Source organism: Paenibacillus sp. Y930 (genome assembly GCF_056786375.1).
The window spans coordinates 189188-206278 of record NZ_JBXCIX010000004.1 but is presented as its reverse complement, the minus strand read 5'-3'; the positions used below and the strand labels follow the sequence as shown (position 1 = coordinate 206278).

The following is a 17091-nucleotide window of genomic DNA, read 5'->3' as shown; positions in this document are numbered from 1 at the left end:
TAGCCCACCTCGACCTCTCACCCATTACGTATTACTTGTTGTCATCTACCACTTCATATTCAGCATCAACAACATTATCTTTACCTTTTGCGGAACCTTCTTCTTGTGCTGGTTCGCCTTGACCTTCAGCTTGCGCTGCTTGTTCGTAAAGCTTTGTAGACAATTGTTGCACGATTTCCATCAATGCATCAGTAGCTGATTTGATCGCTTCAAGCTCGTCAGTAGCAAGAGCTGCTACAACTTTTTCTTTTGCTTCGTTCGCTTGAGCTACTTCAGCTTCGTCAACTTTACCTTCAAGATCTTTTAATGTTTTCTCTGTTTGGTATACAAGTTGGTCCGCGCTATTTTTCGCTTCAACTAGTTCTTTACGTTTATTATCTTCTTCAGCATGAAGTTCTGCTTCTTTCATCATCGCTTCAACGTCAGCGTCGCTTAAACCGCCAGAAGATGTAATTGTAATGTTTTGGCTCTTACCTGTACCTTTATCAAGTGCAGAAACATTAACAATACCGTTCGCGTCGATGTCAAATGTAACTTCGATTTGTGGTACTCCACGTGGTGCTGGAGGAATATCACTCAATTGGAAACGACCTAATGTTTTGTTACCTGTTGCCATTGAACGCTCACCTTGTAGAACATGGATTTCTACACCTGGTTGGTTATCAGCATATGTGGAATAAACTTGAGATTTACTAGTTGGAATCGTCGTATTACGATCGATCATTTTAGTAAACACACCACCAGCTGTTTCAATACCAAGAGATAATGGAGTTACGTCTAGAAGTACAACATCTTTCACTTCACCAGTTAATACACCAGCTTGAACAGCAGCACCAAGTGCAACAACTTCATCCGGGTTAACGCCTTTATGAGGATCTTTACCGATAAGTTTTTTAACTGCGTCTTGTACAGCTGGAATACGAGTAGATCCACCAACTAGTACAACACGGTCGATTTCACTTGTAGACAAACCAGCATCTTTCAATGCTTGACGAGCTGGTACCATTGTACGTTCAACAAGTGCAGCAGTAATTTCTTCGAATTTCGCACGAGTTAAGTTCAACTCTAAATGCTGAGGAACGCTATCTACCATCGTAATAAACGGTAGAGAAATCGTCGTTGTAAGTACACCTGAAAGTTCTTTTTTCGCTTTTTCAGCAGCATCCTTTAGACGTTGCACAGCTGATTTATCTTTAGAAAGGTCTACACCTTGTTCTTTTTTGAATTCAGAAACAATATAATCAATAACTACTTGGTCAAAGTCGTCACCGCCAAGCATGTTGTCACCGCTTGTCGCTTTAACTTCGAAGAAACCATCGCCTAGTTCAAGAATAGATACGTCAAACGTACCGCCACCTAGATCATATACAAGAATCGTTTGATCTTCTGATTTTTCCATACCGTATGCAAGTGCTGCTGCAGTAGGCTCGTTAACGATACGTAGTACTTCAAGGCCAGCAATTTTACCAGCATCTTTTGTAGCTTGACGTTGGCTATCATTAAAGTAAGCAGGAACTGTAATTACTGCTTGAGTTACAGTCTGTCCAAGATAAGCTTCTGCATCAGATTTAAGCTTTTGCAAAATGATTGCAGAAATTTCTTGAGGAGAATATTCTTTTTCATCAATTGTTTCTTTATGGTTACTACCCATATGACGCTTAATAGACATAATTGTACGATCAGGGTTAGTAATCGCTTGACGTTTTGCAGTTTCACCTACAATACGCTCACCATCTTTTTTGAATCCTACAACAGATGCAGTCGTACGACTACCTTCTGGGTTTGGAATTACTACCGCTTCTCCGCCTTCCATAACCGCAACGCAAGAGTTTGTTGTACCTAAGTCAATACCAATAACTTTACTCATTTTAAATTCCTCCTAAAACTTTTTTGGCGCTTCTCGAGATACTTTCTTTAATAAAAAGTTACTTCGAAAGCATAATCTAATTTTTTTTTGTATATTTCTTGAAGCACTTTATTTCAAATAGAGGTTCAAAAAACTACGTTGAAACGAAACCCAGCACCGTGTACGGCATGAGTACACAAGCGGTCAATTATTCAAAGCTTCCAATAGAGGTTCAAAGTCTGCTTTTTGAACTTCCCTTAAAATAAAGGTTCAAAAATCGGGCTTTCAGAACCGAGAAGATGGAGTTAATTTTCGAAAGGCGGAAGCGCAAGTGTACGTAATTGGTACATGCGAACCGTACTTTCCAAATTAACTTCATATTCGACGCGACTAACCTACATTAGCCTAATCATCGTTATCAAAGTCCGCTTTTTGAACTACCTTACCCGCTTACTTTTACCATTGCTGGTCTTATTACCTTGTCCTTAATCATAAATCCTTTTTGAAGCTCTTCAACGATAATTCCCTCTTCATATTCATCAGTCTCTACAGTCATAACTGCTTGATGATATTCAGGATTGAATGGTTGACCAACCGTTTCCATCGTTACTAAGCCTTCAGCTTCCATTATCGTCATCAGTTGGCGGAAAATCATGTCTACGCCTTTTGCCAAAGCTTCATAGTCTTGATTAGCAGCAGAAGCTGTAATAGCTCGATCAAAATTATCAACAGTTGGAAGTAAATTTTCGACTAATTTAGATGATGCATATTTCGCAAGCTCTTCTTTTTCCTTTTGAGTTCTACGACGGAAATTATCATAGTCTGCTTGAACTCGAAGTAATTTTTGCCCTGCTTCATCCAATTGCGCTAGCAATTCAGCTGTTTGCGAATCTGCCTCAGTCACCTCATTAATTTGCGGCTCTTCAGCAGCATATTGGGTAGTCTCATTTACTTCATCATGATTCATATCTGAATCGATCTGCTCAGCAGCAGTATCAACGAATTCTTTTGTTTGCTCATTCGTACTCACCCTATCACCTCCTTGAATTAGTTCGGACCTACTTATTTATACCAACGACTCATTGCTGTACCCACATCTTTGGAAATGAGATCTAAGTAACGAATTACTTTTTCATATTCCATTCTTGTTGGGCCAAGAATTCCAATCGTTCCAAGCACATTTCCGTCTAGCGCATAAGTTGCCGTAATTAAACTACAATCTGTAATGGCTATATGATCATTTTCAGATCCAATGCGAACTTGTATTCCTTGTGGAGATGCAGAAAACAGCTTCATGACTGTAGGTGTCTCCTCTAGCATATCCAGAATCGTCTTAACCTTATCAACATCCTTGAACTCAGGCTGGATTAGCATATTCGTTGCACCACTCATAAATACGCGATGCTCGTCCCCTTGTTTCAATGCATCATCGATGACATTAAGTAAGCCTTCAAAATGGCCTACATAACGTTCTAATTCCTGACCTACTTCAGCATAAAGTTTCGCTTTCAAATGGAATAGCGGCACTCCTGCAAGCTTAGCATTCAAAATATTAGTAACCTGCTGTAGCTGGTCCATCGATAACCCTTGAGGCAATTGGATCGTACGATTTTCAACATGCCCCGTATTCGTCACTATAATCGCGACTGCGGACGTATCGGTTAATGGTATTAAACCAAAATGCTGTAATGAATTAGTAAATAATTCAGGTCCAAGTAAAATCGATGTGTAATTCGTTAAATTAGACAATACAAGTGCTGCATGCTGAATAACTTGTTCCATACGATTCATCTCATCAGTTACAAAAGAGCGAATGACGGAATGATCAATTTCCGAAGTCTCAGTTTTATTAATCAGATGATCTACATAATAACGGTAACCTCTTGTTGAAGGAATACGGCCTGCAGATGTATGAGGTTGTTCCAGAAATCCAAGTTCCTCAAGATCCGCCATTTCATTACGAATGGTAGCTGGACTGTAACCAATATCATCGCGCTTGGAAATGCTTCTTGATCCGACCGGTTCAGCAGATCGGATATAGTCATCCACTATCGCTTTTAAAATCAACCTTTGTCGTTCTGTTAGCACTTCACATTCCTCCATTCACTAGGCTGATAAATCTATTATAAACCATTTCGTTAGCACTCATCAACTCCGAGTGCTAATCGTTAATACAAAAATACCAAATCGGTCTGATTATTGTCAAGTCGATTTGGCATTTATCTTAATATTTTATAGTATTTTTTTCATGACTGCGATTTCATCGCATGCGTGAAGCTTTGGACAGTTCATACAATCTGTCCAAACTTTCTCAGGAAAAATCTCTTTCTCAACAACATGAAAATCATTTCTCAAAAAGAAAGATACTGCATATGTTAAGGCCATAATTTTGCTAATGCCTTGAGCTTGCGCATTTTCAATGAGACTGTCGACAATTTTTCCGCCGATGCCATATCCTTTATAGCCTTCGGTCATACCTAATGAACGAATTTCTACTAAGTCCTCGCCAAGTCTTGTTAATGCTCCGCATCCAACAAATTGTCCGTCTACTTCAGCAATAACGAACGTATCTATACTACGAATTAGTGCTTCCTTCGAACGAGGCAGCATAATTCCTTTCTCAGCGTAACCCTGAATTAATTGATACAAAGAATCAACATCATTCGATGTCGCATTTCTACATAATACATGTAGTGTTTGCATTGCTGCCTTCACCTCCGAAAAAATACTCATTCATAATTATACAGTCAATATGAATGAATATACATCATTTCGGAAGATTATGCAATCCTATTTATTCACTATTTTATTCCCGATCTTCAAGAAATGCAGCAAACACTTCATTACCCAGCAGCAACCCTTTATCCGTCAATCGATAGATCGCATCGTCTTGTATTTCTACACGTTCTAACAGCCCTTTTTCCATCTGATCCTTGATTATCGTTCCAAAATGATGTTCTAGTGTCTCATTAGGGAATTGTGCATGGAAAACGGAGGATTTCACGCCATCAGCCAGTCTTAAGCCAACCATCATAAAGTCTTCCATCGCTTCTTGCTCAGATACTTCAAATTGATCTAGACGAGGTAGCTTCGTTTTGCATGCTTCAATGTAAGGCTGTACGCCTTTAATATTAACATGACGTTCTCGGTTGACATAGCCGTGTGCACCAGTACCTAGCCCATAGTAAGGCTCATTCCGCCAGTAGGTAGAATTATGCTTACTCTCAAAACCAGGCTTAGCGAAATTACTAATTTCATAATGCTTATAGCCACGTTCTTTGATCCGCTCCATCAATAGTAGAAACATCTGAAACTCATCATCTTCATGAGGAAGTACGAGTTGATTACTTTCATAAAGCTTGTGGAACAATGTATTTTCTTCTATTTTCAAACTATAAAGTGAATAATGCGGCAAATCAAGCTCTAACGCTTTACGCACACTATCTTCTAATAATTCCACAGTTTGACCAGGCAAGCCAAACATTAAGTCAATCGACATATTCGTAAAACCGATTGCCCTCGCATTTTCTAGGCTACGATAGACATCCTCTACTTCATGTATACGTCCAATCCGCTTCAACAGCTCGTTATCAAATGATTGAACACCGAAGCTAAGACGATTGACTCCACCATCGAACATCGCTTGTAGCTTATCCTTGTCCGTTGTACCTGGATTAGCTTCCATCGAAAATTCTACATCATTAGCAAGTGGGAACCAACGTCTTACAGAAGCAAGAAACTTCTCCATCTGTGGAGGTGTTAATACCGTAGGTGTACCACCACCAACAAATACGGTTTTGATTGTTTCTGGCTTCCAGATTTCCACTGTTCGTTGCATCTCAAGCTCCAACGCATCTAAGTAAGCGTCAACTGGTTGTCCCTTCAATATATAGGAAGTAAAGTCGCAATAGTGACATTTATTCGTACAAAATGGGATGTGAATATATAACGCTTCTGGTATCGGTTGCATATGCTACCCTCCTAAAACTTTTCGTTAACCTTCTTAAATTACTTCTTGCAAAACGAAAAGTAGCTTCGTAAGCATTCACCTAAAACTTTTCGTTGCTCTACATAAACTACTTCTTGCAAAACGAAAAGTAGCTTCGTAAGCACTCACTTAAAATATAAAAAGGGCTGCCCATTATCGCTCCTCGAAACGACGATTGGGCAACCCTCAATAGCTACTTCATCTTACAATGAAGTGTATGTTATTCCATTAATCCTCGTCGATCTTCAGAACAGCCATGAAAGCTTCTTGAGGCACTTCAACGTTACCGATTTGCTTCATACGTTTTTTACCTTCTTTTTGCTTCTCTAACAATTTACGTTTACGGCTAATGTCACCGCCATAACATTTTGCAAGAACGTTTTTACGCATCGCTTTTACTGTCTCACGAGCAATAATTTTCGTTCCGATCGAAGCTTGAATAGGCACTTCAAACATTTGTCTTGGAATAAGCCCTTTAAGCTTACCACAAATGATACGTCCGCGATGGAAGGCACGATCACGGTGAACAATGACAGACAATGCATCAACTTGTTCTCCGTTCAACATGATATCCATCTTCACAAGATTAGAGCGACGATAGCCAGACAGCTCATAGTCAAATGATGCGTAGCCTTTCGTACCTGATTTCAATTGATCAAAGAAATCATATACAATTTCTGCTAACGGCATTTCGTAAATGATCGTAACTCGGTTTTCATCCAAATACTCCATATTAACAAACTCACCGCGTTTGTTTTGACAAAGTTCCATAACAGTTCCCACAAAATCATTAGGAACGATGATACTCGCTTTAACATAAGGCTCTTCAACATGATCTAATTTTCCAACTTCTGGATAGTTAGATGGATTGTCAATATTATACTGCTCACCGTTAGTTAACGTGATTTGGTAAATAACACTCGGCGCCGTCGTAATTAACGGGATATTGAACTCACGCTCAATACGTTCTTGAATGATCTCCATATGCAATAGTCCAAGGAAACCACAACGGAATCCAAAACCTAGCGCTGTTGAAGATTCTGGTTCATAGCGCAATGAAGCATCGTTAAGTTCAAGCTTTTCAAGCGCATCGCGAAGTGCATTATAATCTGTAGATTCAATCGGATAAAGACCACAGTATACCATCGGATTAATCCGACGATAGCCTGGCAAAGCCTCTAATGCAGGTTTACTTGCATTAGTAATTGTGTCACCGACACGAGTATCCTTAACATTTTTAACGCCCGCTACAACAAAACCTACATCGCCGACACGTAATTCATCAATGACTGTAGCTCTTGGCGAAAATACGCCAACCTCGAGCACTTCAAATTCCGCTTTTGTCGCCATAAAGCGAATTTTCTGACCTGCTTTAATTCCACCGTCCATTACACGCACATTTACAATGACACCTTTATAAGGATCATAATGCGAATCAAAGATTAGTGCTCTCAACGGTAGATCAGGATCACCATTAGGCGCTGGTACTTTCTCAACAACTTGCTCAAGAATCTCAATAATTCCGATTCCTGCTTTTGCTGAAGCAAGCACAGCTTCACTACCATCGATCCCGATAACATCTTCTACCTCTTGCCTAACACGCTCAGGCTCTGCACTTGGTAAATCAATCTTATTAATAACCGGAAGAATTTCTAGGTTATTATCCAATGCCAAATATACATTGGCCAAAGTTTGAGCTTCAATCCCTTGTGCCGCATCCACGACTAACAATGCCCCTTCACAAGCAGCTAAGCTACGTGAAACCTCATATGTAAAATCGACATGCCCTGGCGTATCAATGAGATTAAGAATGTAATCTTCTCCATCTTTTGCACGATACGATAATCGAACCGATTGTAATTTAATTGTGATTCCGCGCTCACGTTCCAAATCCATATTATCGAGAAACTGAGCTTGCATTTCACGGGATGTTAACGAACCCGTCATTTCTAATAATCGGTCTGCCAATGTTGACTTACCATGGTCAATATGAGCGATAATAGAAAAGTTTCTAATTTTCTTCTGTCTTTCACGAACGTCGGTCATGCTAAACCCCCACACATTCCTTGTATGAAATCAATCAACCTATTATAACAGTAAGCGTAAGGTACATCAATGGACAAGACTGAAAACTTTTCAAGCGATATTCTGGAAGAATATCGCTTGATTGAAATATGACCGATTTCTATTCAATTTCGCCGCTAACTAAGCTATGTACCCAGCAACGTGTACGGCACGAGTACACAAGCGGCCAAATGCCCGAAACTTTCAATGAAGGTTTGAACTTCCCTTCCAATAAAAATTCAAAAAGTGGGCTTTTAGAATCGAGAAAATGGAGCGCTACTTGAGAAAGGCGGAAGCGCAAGTGTACGTGTTTGGTACACGCGGACCTACAATGTTTCTGCAAGAAACATACATCGGAAGCTTATGCTATACTTTCCAAGTTCGCTTCATATTCGACGTCGAATAAACTCCGAAGCTAATCATCGTTATCAAAGTCCACTTTTTGAATTACCTAATTTATGACTTTGCTGAAGAGTTGGGCGATGTACTGCATCCCAGAACTCGATGCATTCTGCAGTACGCCCGAAGTTGTATCGGCTAGACGGTTTACAGCAGGTTGCTGCGAAGCTTCATTCAAGAGTAATTGGGATTGCAGCTGCATCTTTTCATTTTCCAAAGTTTGCTTCTTCAAGCGAGCTACTTCTTGTTCTAGTGCGGCAATCTCTTGATCAATGGGCGAAAGTGAAGGATCAATGATGGTCGTTTCTAAACGCTCAGTATTCGTAGTTGGAGCTTGATACGCTTCATTGGGTTGCAGCCCAACCGATTGTAATGGAGCTAAAGGTCCGTATACACGCTCGATGCCTGTTGTAGTCATTTCCAACATATAAAGGATGATAATTGTCATAGCACTTCCTACTAATAGCCATTTCCAAGCTTTACCTCGAAACATCTCGTTCACCCATCCCTTCTAATCCATTGTCAATCCCAGCTATTTTTTACTTTCTTCATATAATTCAGCGATGATTTCAGCAAGCACGTCAGCTGTACGGTATGATTCTTCTAGCGTATTATCTACACCACCCACCTCAATCAATACGTTTTGATCGGCAAGAGATTGATTGTACTCCGCGTTACCAGTAGCAGCAGTTTTCCCTAATATACCTCGGGATAAACCTGGATACTTCTCCTCTATTTTTTCATTCATCTGCTTAGCAAATGCTTCATTTTCTTTCCAATGAGGATTACGTTCCCCGATAACAAAATATACTTGGGCATAACTAACTCCATCAATATCTACCGTTGTATATTTACGGGCTTGCGAATCGCGATGCAGATCAAAGAAGTATTTGAGATTATCATTACTAGCAATAGCTTCTTTTACCGTCTTTTTCGAATATTTATAGCTGTGACTCCATTCATAATTAGGAATGGTAGTTGGATAATCGGTATTAGACACCATTGCGCCCATTCCCCGTTCCTCAAGCTGCTTTGCTAAACGCTCACCGACTAAAGTTATATTTTTCGATTTAGAGCTAGCATTGCTTTCTCCTTCTTCAACCTCATTAGTCCACGACTCACGATTGTGCGTATGATAGATAAACACTACACTGTCATCATTTTCCGCCTGAGTAGTGTTACTTGGTTGTACTGTTGATTCTATAGGTGTAATGGCTTCAATGTCGCCGCTATTATTAGGTTCGTTCCATTCGTCAAGTAGATCATTCATCTGCTGTTGGTCAAGCCCATGATCAGTATATCGATGATCGTCAATAGCAGCTATATTAGGATCACTTACTCTGCTACCTGACATTTGTTCTAATAGCCATTGACCTAGTTGATCCAATAAAGATAATTTTGTCGGTTGATATGAAGCATATATAGGTAACTCCTCAGCTAGCATTGCATGTACATATTGATTTTCCACTTGAAGAGTAAGTCCAGATTCCGTTTGAGTATTCGCTTCTGCTAAATTAACTCGTAGTAATGCCCCTGCGCCAATGACAACTACAGCAAGCATTGTTAGAAATACCAATATTATAAATCTCTTTGCATGTTTCCAAATTTCATTCCATTCGTTCCAGTCTTGTTCATAGCGCGGAATCGTCAATCTTTTTTCCATTATAGGTCTCCCTTTCTCTCTACTACATTGTCTAGTAATCTATTAACACTCTATGAAACAACATAATATAGTAGAACAAAATCTTTCATTTAGTATAAATTTATACAACTTAACTTAAGTGGCTTTCTCACAATGATGCGCAAACCAAAAAAGCGACCAAAAACAGTAGCATACAGCTATTGCTTTTGGTCGCTTTTCATTTACAACTTTTATTCGCACCTAATTGATATATCGCTTGTCAGCCAACATTAGTCACTTTTTAACTTTCCTTCGAATTAATGTGTATAGGCTGCTACATTACTAGAATCAATCGCTTCATGCAAAGCGGCATTCAATCCACTCGCAATAATATTTCCAATATCCTCGATAAATTCGTCGATTTCTTTCGGCGTTACAAGCATATTGTGTCCGATTGGATCTAATACCTCTTTAACAAATGTTAGCCGTTCCACTTCACTCATCTTGTTCAATAAACCAAATATGCGATCATTATCCCCATTTTCTTCGGCGAGATGCTTGCGCATTAGATCAATAGTGTTATTTACAATAGTAGCTGCATAGAGAACCGTTGGCACCCCTATCGCAATCGTCTTAACGCCCAGCGTCTCGTAAGTAAGACCTTTTCGTTTATTGCCAATCCCTGAACCAGGATGAATCCCCGTATCTGCAATTTGGATCGTCGTATTTACTCGTTCAATCGATTTAGAAGCGAGAGCATCAATTGCAATAATGACATCAGGCTTTGATTGATCGACAATCCCTTTCACTATTTCACTGGATTCAATACCTGTAATACCTAATACCCCAGGCGAGACTGCACTTACAGGTCGATATCCAGGTGCAACATCGCTAGGCATTAATTCAAAGAAGTGTCGCGTCACCATCACATTTTCTACGACGACCGGACCTAGCGCATCAGGTGTGACATTCCAATTGCCAAGTCCAACAATAAGTATTTTTGCGTCTTTTGGAATGTTTAAACGAATGAGAAACTGTTCAAACTCCTTTGCCATAAATGTCGCAACTCGATCCTGTAATGTAGTATCCCCATTGCGTAATTCTGGCACCTCAAGAGTGACATAATGCCCGATCATTTTCCCAATTGCATCAGAACCAGCCTGATCCTGAACATGTAGTCTAGTAATCTTAATCCCATCATCCTCAACCGTTTCCATCTCAACACCGGTAATCGCATCACCACTTAGCTCAACTGCCATCTCAACAGCTTCTAATGCGAGATCCGTTCGGACATTATATTGCTGCATATCGATTGAACTCATTATTTTCGCTCCTTCACAATACGTAATAAACATATTGTTAGCGATCTATATCCTTTTCATGCAATATTGAAATTATTGATTAAGAACCGCCCTGCTATTGCTTTTTAGAATCCATCATGATAATATATTTTAAGTTGTGTTGATAAGGTTTCTGGAAAGAAACGCTTGACTAGTCTAGGAGGTGAATTCCATGCCAAACATTAAATCCGCTATCAAACGTGTTAAAACGAATGAAAAACGTCGCGCTTTGAACGCTTCTCAACGTTCTGCACTTCGTTCTGTAGTTAAAATTGCTGATGTAGCAATCGCAGGCACTGATGTTGAAGTAGCTAAATCTGCTTTGATCAATGCTTCAAAAAAATTGGACAAGGCTGTTACTAAAGGCCTAATTCATAAAAATGCTGCTGCTCGTAAAAAATCTCGTCTTGCTAAAAGACTGAACGCTCTTAGCGCTCAAGCATAATAGCTAATGAACGATAAAATCCTCGCCTTATTCAAGGAGAGGATTTTTTTATGTTTATTTTTAGTTATAAGTTCACTTCATATTCAACGTCAAATACACTACATGAGCATACTAATCCCAATACTATGAAACAAAACCCAGCAACGTGTACGGCACGAGTACACAAGCGATCAAATTCCCGAAACTTTAAATAAAGGTTCAAAAAGTGGGCTTTCAGAACCGAGCAGTTGAGACGCTACTTGAGAAAGGCGGAAGCGCAAGTGTACATGATTACGTACACGCGAACCGTACTTTCCAAGTTCGTTTCAAATGCGATGTCGATTAAGCTTCGTTAGCATACCCATCGTTATCAAAGCCCGCTTTTTGAACTTCCTCAATGAGAGAACTGCATTCGATATGTGCTTCCCAGTGACAGTATATACAACTCCAAGCCCAGCGCCTTATCCACTTGACCTGTTTTCATCCCATAATCAAGATCAGCTAACGAACTTAATAGCAAACCTAATTGCTTTATTTCATAATGTCGTGCCTTCTCAGCTGCAAGCTTTACACTATATGGATGGGCACCAATAATGCCTGCCATTTGCTGCGGGCTATAGTGGTGCTGCTCTAGCTCTTTAATCTGAAGCATCATTCGTAATTGGCGAGCAATTAAGGCAACTAACTTGATCGGCTCTTCTTTACGAATTAATAATTGCCGATACATAGAAAGTGCATCCGTTAGCTTAATATTGACGATAGCATCGACTAGTGCGAATACATCCTCTTCTACAGTGGTCGTTGTTAGCTGTGCCACTAATTGCTCCGTAATCGTTCCATCTTCACCAACATGCAGACATAGCTTATTCAATTCTTGTGAAAGTTGCTGCATCGATACACCAACACGGGTAATCAATAGCTCGGCAGCTTCAACTTGCATGACTCTCCCTTGATCACTAGCTAGTTTCGTAAGCCATTGCTTCAATTGAGTATGATCTAGCTCCGGAAAATGAACAATACATTTTCTTTCCTTCATCTGCTTCACAAGCTTTTTACGTTCATCTAGCTTTTCAGCGTATACTGCAAAAATAATAATAGAACTTTCTAGCGGATACTCCATATACTTCAATAAAGAATCTGCACGATGCTCTATCTTATTACTTTCCTTAACTGCAGCACACATAATTGAACTATCACGTACAATAATGAGTTTTTTATCAAGAAAGAATGATGGAGACTCTGCCTCTAGTACAATTTCTTCCAATGGTGTCTCCGATGTATCAAACTTAATAATCCCCATACCCTGCTCTTCTATAGTGAATATTTTGTTTTTCACCAATTCAATAAACTGCTCCATACGATAACGATCTTTTCCGTACACAACATAAAATGGTTTATAGTTTCCATTTTGAACATCCTTGATTACATCTTTTGCATCCACCTGATCACCACCTAAATATGTATTTTCTTATATAAATGCGGCTAATAACAACCTACTATTCAATAGCGGAAACGCTATAGCATTCGTTTTATCGACACAAAGTGTAACACTGTCCAACTAAAAGTGCAATCATTGATCTATTCTGCTGAACAAGCAGCTTTCTTTCAATCTATCTATTATAATGAAGGTCGTTTGTACCGGCATAATTAGGTATAATGGTAGCGAGGCTTTCACTATTTTATACATTGGAGGAATTGAAATGCATACGAAACATAGTTTAATCGAACAACTTGAACGGGCAGGTATTCATAAATTGGGTACCGTGCTCATGCACTCCTCGATGAAAAGTATCGGTGACGTTGAAGGCGGAGCAGATACCGTTCTCGATGCACTGTCACAATATATGCAGGAAGGACTTCTTGTTTTGCCAACCCATACATGGGCCGATATTAACGCAAATAATCCTAGATTCTATGTAGAATCATCTCCCGTATGTGTAGGAATTCTGCCTGAACTGTTTCGCCAGCGCGAAAATGTACTTCGGTCATACCATCCAACCCATTCCGTTGCTGCTTTAGGTCATGATGCAGCTTCATTCGTGGCAGGTGACGAGCGGTTCGATACACCTTGCCATCGCGAATCAGCATGGGGCAAGCTACTAGATCGGAAAGCAAAAATATTATTAGTCGGAGTAGACCAAAAAAGGAATACATTCATTCATGGAATCGAGGAATGGGTTGATATACCAGGAAGACTCACCGATGGTCATGAAATGCTGTATACCATTTTACCTGATGGAACAGAAATAGAAGTACCATCTCGCAGACACCATGGCTTACCATGGTCAGAGCATTTTTGGAAAGTAGAAGGAATTCTTGAGCAGCAAAGAGCGATTTATCTAGCTGAATTTGGTGATGCCGAGATGTGGGTATGCGACACTGTGAAGCTTACCGATGTATTAACTACTATGCTGCAGAAAGACCCAGATTTATTTTCAGACAATGAGCCGCTAAGTGATTGATCAGACATTGCGTTTGTGACTACAACAAAGTGGGGATTGATCGGATACGCAGCCGATGAAGGATGATTAATAATCGGATATGCCATCGAAGAAGGGAGAGTATGAAATGCCAAATCTGCAGCTCGGTCCTTTAGTATTAAATATGGACCTACTCGTATATTTAATGGCGGGAATTGCTGGAGTGCTAGCCATACGTCTTAGAAGCAGAGGTAATGTAGACAGGGAATTACTGCTGTCGTATGCTTGGAATTCCATTTTCTTATGGATAATGATTTGGAAGGGCAGTCTTCTTCTCTTCGATCCGATGAGCGTCATTCGTTATCCTCAATCATTACTATTTTTCGATGGAGGTACGAAGGGATTCTGGCTAGCTACGTTCGTTGCAATAAGTTATATGGGCTACCGCTATCAGCGTATTGCAGGTACTCGCCAAACAGCTGCCTCTATCGTGATCATGCTTGCAGGCTGGTCACTAATCTTTTTCGGAGCACAGCTTGTATTGTCTAGCTCTACTCAGCTTATTCACTATGTAGCATTTCTACTTTCGGTCGTGCTATTACTATTATTAGAAAATTCAAAGCGAAAGATGACTGCACGCTACACTGTGCAGCTACTTTCACTCGCTCTTGTTATTGGCTTAGTAGGTAGTATGATACATGGCCAGATCCAAGACGGTCGCTTCTCGAAGAAAACATCTAATCAAATTGTAGATGAACAGAACCAAGCAGTCATAGGTATTCGAACAGATCAAAGCGCGCCTAACTTTCAGCTTACTAATTTACAAGAGAATGTTGTAAATTTGGCAGATTATCGCGGACAAAAGGTTATCATTAATTTTTGGACAACATGGTGCCGTGTATGTAAAGCAGAAATGCCCCATGTAGAGAAGCTCTATGAACATTATAAAGATGATAATGTTGTCATATTATCGGTCAATGTAACGAGTCAAGAGCGCAATATAGCGGACATTGAGCGATATGTGGACGAACAACAACTAACCTTCCCTATCCTATTGGACGAAGCAGGCGTAGCTAGTAAGCGCTACAGAGTAAACGCCTATCCAACAACATTCATTTTGGATGAGCTGGGTATTATACGAAAACAGCAGGTTGGTGCAATTAGCTTTGATAGTATGAACAAAGCTATCCGCGACATTAATAAGTAAAGAGCTATCCCACACAATCAATATTTACGACGTGGGATAGCTCTTCTTTATTGATTAATAGCAACTAGATTACTCAATTGCAATATAAATATCAACTTGTGCATTCGTTGGATCGGCACAGCGCTCATCGTAATATTCAAAGTCTCCAGTATATGTACGATTCATACTAGATGACGCCGACCATTGCCAAATTGCATCCCATGCCTGAGCCACAACCTCTTGAATCGCACCCCTAGACGTCGTAAATATAGCGTATTTTGCTGCGGGAGTTGTAACAACATCTAGTCCAACTGGCTTATCGGCTGCATTATGAATTCTCATACCAATGAGTAGCCGATATCGTCCTGCAGCACCATTCTCGTAATCCGTATAGCAACCGTAAATCGCGTGATCGTCAGCCCCCTCTTTCAGTAGCGCGCTAATATTATCAGCGTAAAACTTCGTCCATAGCGATCCAAGCTGTCCGTTTCCGCTAAGCTCATCTGCATTCGTTGTAACGACGCTAATCCCTGCCAAGCTCATACTGTCCTTATGTTCAATACGTACTGGCTCGAAACAACCTCCCTGCTTGTTAGACTCCACTTGATTGTTAGCCTTCTGTGTCATGTTCTGCACTCCTTTTTAGTTATAGTGGTAGTTCAAAGAACAAACTTTGAACTACCACTTATAATGTAAGTATAACGAAAGAAACCTGACAACTATCTGTCAGGTTTCTTTCGTCGATTCATATATATTTGTTATTTGCTTCGCATAGTTGTAAATAATTTGTCGTAGATGGAGTGGTTCAACGACTTCAACATCAGCACCAAAGCTTAATATAAAGCTATACAGCCATTGGTTTTCAGGGAAATTAGGCTTAACAATAATCGTTCCATCTTCCTGAAATAGCAACTCCTCAACACCAAACCATTCCTCAGCAACAAACTGTCGATGAGAAGGGAAACGCAGTGTAATTTGAATTGAATGTTGTGGAGAAATCCATTTTTCACCAAAGCTGTTCTCTCGTGAAGGCGCTGTACCTCTTGTAAAGCTTTCATCCAAAAGCATTGGCTCTTTCATGCGAAGCAGTTTGAACAGCCGAAATTCACCACGTTTCAGGCAAATCGCTTCAACATACCAATGTCTTCCCTTCAACACGAGCGTATATGGCTCGACAATTCGAGTTGTTAGCTCTCCATTCGCATCGGAGTATGCAAAGGTCATACGATTAAATTGCTCGATCGCTTGCTTAATTAGCTGTAGCTTATATTCAAGACGTACCGAACCTCCCCAAGGAGAAAGATCGATCAATAGATGATCCGACTTTAACTGAAACTCTGCTGCCTGTGCTGAAGGTACAATACTATTGATCTTCTCAACTAGTCGTTCATTGCTATCACTAATGTATGAATTGGACATGCCCCTTAGCGCCGTAATAATAGCAGCTAATTCATCATTGGTTAATACATTGCGATCGAGCCTATATCCTTCAGCGAGCCCAATGCCCCCGTTCATCCCTTGATAAGTGACAATAGGAATACCTGCCTGATTAATCGCTTCAATATCCCGATAAATGGTACGGATGGAAACTTCGAAGCGCTCAGCCAGCTCCTTTGCCTGTATAATATTGCGATTTAATAGCATAATTACGATCGCTAACAATCGGTCTAATTTCATATTTCAGCTCCAGCTTCTTGCCATACTATTACAGCACAAAACAAAGGGATGCTTCATAACAATGAAAACATCCCTTTGTTATTATGTTAACATTCTTAGCTAGCTCCATGGTACTAGCTATAGAAT

At 40.1% G+C, this 17091-nt stretch carries 15 protein-coding genes; 3 read left to right on the top strand and 12 right to left on the bottom strand.

All coding sequences use genetic code 11. From position 1 onward, the window contains the following. Nucleotides 1-31 precede the first annotated feature (31 nt). The 9 genes from dnaK to gpr all read right to left on the bottom strand — a co-directional run bounded on the left by dnaK (nt 32) and on the right by gpr (nt 11240). Nucleotides 32-1867, bottom strand: a complete 1836-nt coding sequence (dnaK, locus tag AC1TO5_RS13270; protein WP_482063302.1) for a molecular chaperone DnaK — start codon at nt 1865-1867, stop codon at nt 32-34. Between the two features lie 421 nt (nt 1868-2288). After that, complete coding sequence (gene grpE / locus AC1TO5_RS13265; RefSeq protein ID WP_482063301.1) at nt 2289-2876, bottom strand: nucleotide exchange factor GrpE; 588 nt, start codon at nt 2874-2876, stop codon at nt 2289-2291. A gap of 32 nt (nt 2877-2908) precedes the next feature. Beyond that, the gene (gene hrcA, locus AC1TO5_RS13260; protein ID WP_482063300.1) at nt 2909-3934 is read right to left on the bottom strand and encodes a heat-inducible transcriptional repressor HrcA; all 1026 of its coding nucleotides are present in this window, start codon (nt 3932-3934) and stop codon (nt 2909-2911) included. Nucleotides 3935-4078: 144 nt separating this feature from the next. Beyond that, the gene (locus AC1TO5_RS13255) at nt 4079-4549 is read right to left on the bottom strand and encodes an N-acetyltransferase (RefSeq protein ID WP_482063299.1); all 471 of its coding nucleotides are present in this window, start codon (nt 4547-4549) and stop codon (nt 4079-4081) included. Between the two features lie 103 nt (nt 4550-4652). Then, the gene (gene hemW, locus AC1TO5_RS13250; protein WP_482063298.1) at nt 4653-5816 is read right to left on the bottom strand and encodes a radical SAM family heme chaperone HemW; all 1164 of its coding nucleotides are present in this window, start codon (nt 5814-5816) and stop codon (nt 4653-4655) included. A 246-nt stretch (nt 5817-6062) separates the two neighbouring features. Further along, complete coding sequence (gene lepA / locus AC1TO5_RS13245; protein ID WP_482063297.1) at nt 6063-7880, bottom strand: translation elongation factor 4; 1818 nt, start codon at nt 7878-7880, stop codon at nt 6063-6065. A 469-nt stretch (nt 7881-8349) separates the two neighbouring features. Next, a complete protein-coding gene (locus AC1TO5_RS13240) occupies nt 8350-8790 on the bottom strand; it encodes a hypothetical protein (protein ID WP_482063296.1) in 441 nt (146 codons plus the stop codon). Between the two features lie 39 nt (nt 8791-8829). Next, a complete protein-coding gene (locus tag AC1TO5_RS13235) occupies nt 8830-9960 on the bottom strand; it encodes a stage II sporulation protein P (protein ID WP_482063295.1) in 1131 nt (376 codons plus the stop codon). Between the two features lie 275 nt (nt 9961-10235). Then, on the bottom strand, nt 10236-11240 hold the full coding sequence (gpr, locus tag AC1TO5_RS13230; RefSeq protein WP_482063294.1) for a GPR endopeptidase: 1005 nt from the start codon (nt 11238-11240) through the stop codon (nt 10236-10238). A gap of 190 nt (nt 11241-11430) precedes the next feature. On the opposite strand from gpr, the gene rpsT reads away from it, so the two are divergent. Continuing rightward, nucleotides 11431-11703: a 30S ribosomal protein S20 gene (gene rpsT / locus AC1TO5_RS13225; protein WP_482063293.1), complete on the top strand. Its 273-nt coding sequence runs from the start codon at nt 11431-11433 to the stop codon at nt 11701-11703. Between the two features lie 373 nt (nt 11704-12076). Here the strand turns inward: rpsT and holA are convergent, their stop codons facing one another. Further along, a complete protein-coding gene (holA, locus tag AC1TO5_RS13220; RefSeq protein WP_482063292.1) occupies nt 12077-13123 on the bottom strand; it encodes a DNA polymerase III subunit delta in 1047 nt (348 codons plus the stop codon). A 259-nt stretch (nt 13124-13382) separates the two neighbouring features. On the opposite strand from holA, the gene AC1TO5_RS13215 reads away from it, so the two are divergent. Together AC1TO5_RS13215 and AC1TO5_RS13210 are read left to right on the top strand one after the other, a co-directional pair. Beyond that, a complete protein-coding gene (locus AC1TO5_RS13215; RefSeq protein WP_482063291.1) occupies nt 13383-14144 on the top strand; it encodes an AAC(3) family N-acetyltransferase in 762 nt (253 codons plus the stop codon). Between the two features lie 106 nt (nt 14145-14250). Next, nucleotides 14251-15309: a TlpA family protein disulfide reductase gene (locus AC1TO5_RS13210; RefSeq protein WP_482063290.1), complete on the top strand. Its 1059-nt coding sequence runs from the start codon at nt 14251-14253 to the stop codon at nt 15307-15309. Nucleotides 15310-15378: 69 nt separating this feature from the next. Here AC1TO5_RS13210 and AC1TO5_RS13205 read toward each other — a convergent pair whose 3' ends face one another. Beyond that, nucleotides 15379-15915 carry a GyrI-like domain-containing protein gene (locus AC1TO5_RS13205; RefSeq protein WP_482063289.1) on the bottom strand — a complete coding sequence of 179 codons (537 nt, stop codon included), beginning with the start codon at nt 15913-15915 and terminating at the stop codon, nt 15379-15381. 99 nt (nt 15916-16014) lie between these two features. Further along, complete coding sequence (locus AC1TO5_RS13200) at nt 16015-16965, bottom strand: helix-turn-helix transcriptional regulator (protein ID WP_482063288.1); 951 nt, start codon at nt 16963-16965, stop codon at nt 16015-16017. Nucleotides 16966-17091 lie beyond the last annotated feature (126 nt).

Bases quoted from the DNA above. Each gene is read 5' to 3' on its own strand.
- hemW (WP_482063298.1), bottom strand. From the start codon at position 5,816: ATGCAACCGATACCAGAAGCGTTATATATTCACATCCCATTTTGTACG.
- AC1TO5_RS13200 (WP_482063288.1), bottom strand. From the start codon at position 16,965: ATGAAATTAGACCGATTGTTAGCGATCGTAATTATGCTATTAAATCGC.
- AC1TO5_RS13255 (WP_482063299.1), bottom strand. From the start codon at position 4,549: ATGCAAACACTACATGTATTATGTAGAAATGCGACATCGAATGATGTT.
- gpr (WP_482063294.1), bottom strand. From the start codon at position 11,240: ATGAGTTCAATCGATATGCAGCAATATAATGTCCGAACGGATCTCGCA.
- AC1TO5_RS13210 (WP_482063290.1), top strand. From the start codon at position 14,251: ATGCCAAATCTGCAGCTCGGTCCTTTAGTATTAAATATGGACCTACTC.
- AC1TO5_RS13215 (WP_482063291.1), top strand. From the start codon at position 13,383: ATGCATACGAAACATAGTTTAATCGAACAACTTGAACGGGCAGGTATT.
- dnaK (WP_482063302.1), bottom strand. From the start codon at position 1,867: ATGAGTAAAGTTATTGGTATTGACTTAGGTACAACAAACTCTTGCGTT.
- lepA (WP_482063297.1), bottom strand. From the start codon at position 7,880: ATGACCGACGTTCGTGAAAGACAGAAGAAAATTAGAAACTTTTCTATT.
- rpsT (WP_482063293.1), top strand. From the start codon at position 11,431: ATGCCAAACATTAAATCCGCTATCAAACGTGTTAAAACGAATGAAAAA.
- AC1TO5_RS13240 (WP_482063296.1), bottom strand. From the start codon at position 8,790: ATGTTTCGAGGTAAAGCTTGGAAATGGCTATTAGTAGGAAGTGCTATG.
- AC1TO5_RS13235 (WP_482063295.1), bottom strand. From the start codon at position 9,960: ATGGAAAAAAGATTGACGATTCCGCGCTATGAACAAGACTGGAACGAA.
- AC1TO5_RS13205 (WP_482063289.1), bottom strand. From the start codon at position 15,915: ATGACACAGAAGGCTAACAATCAAGTGGAGTCTAACAAGCAGGGAGGT.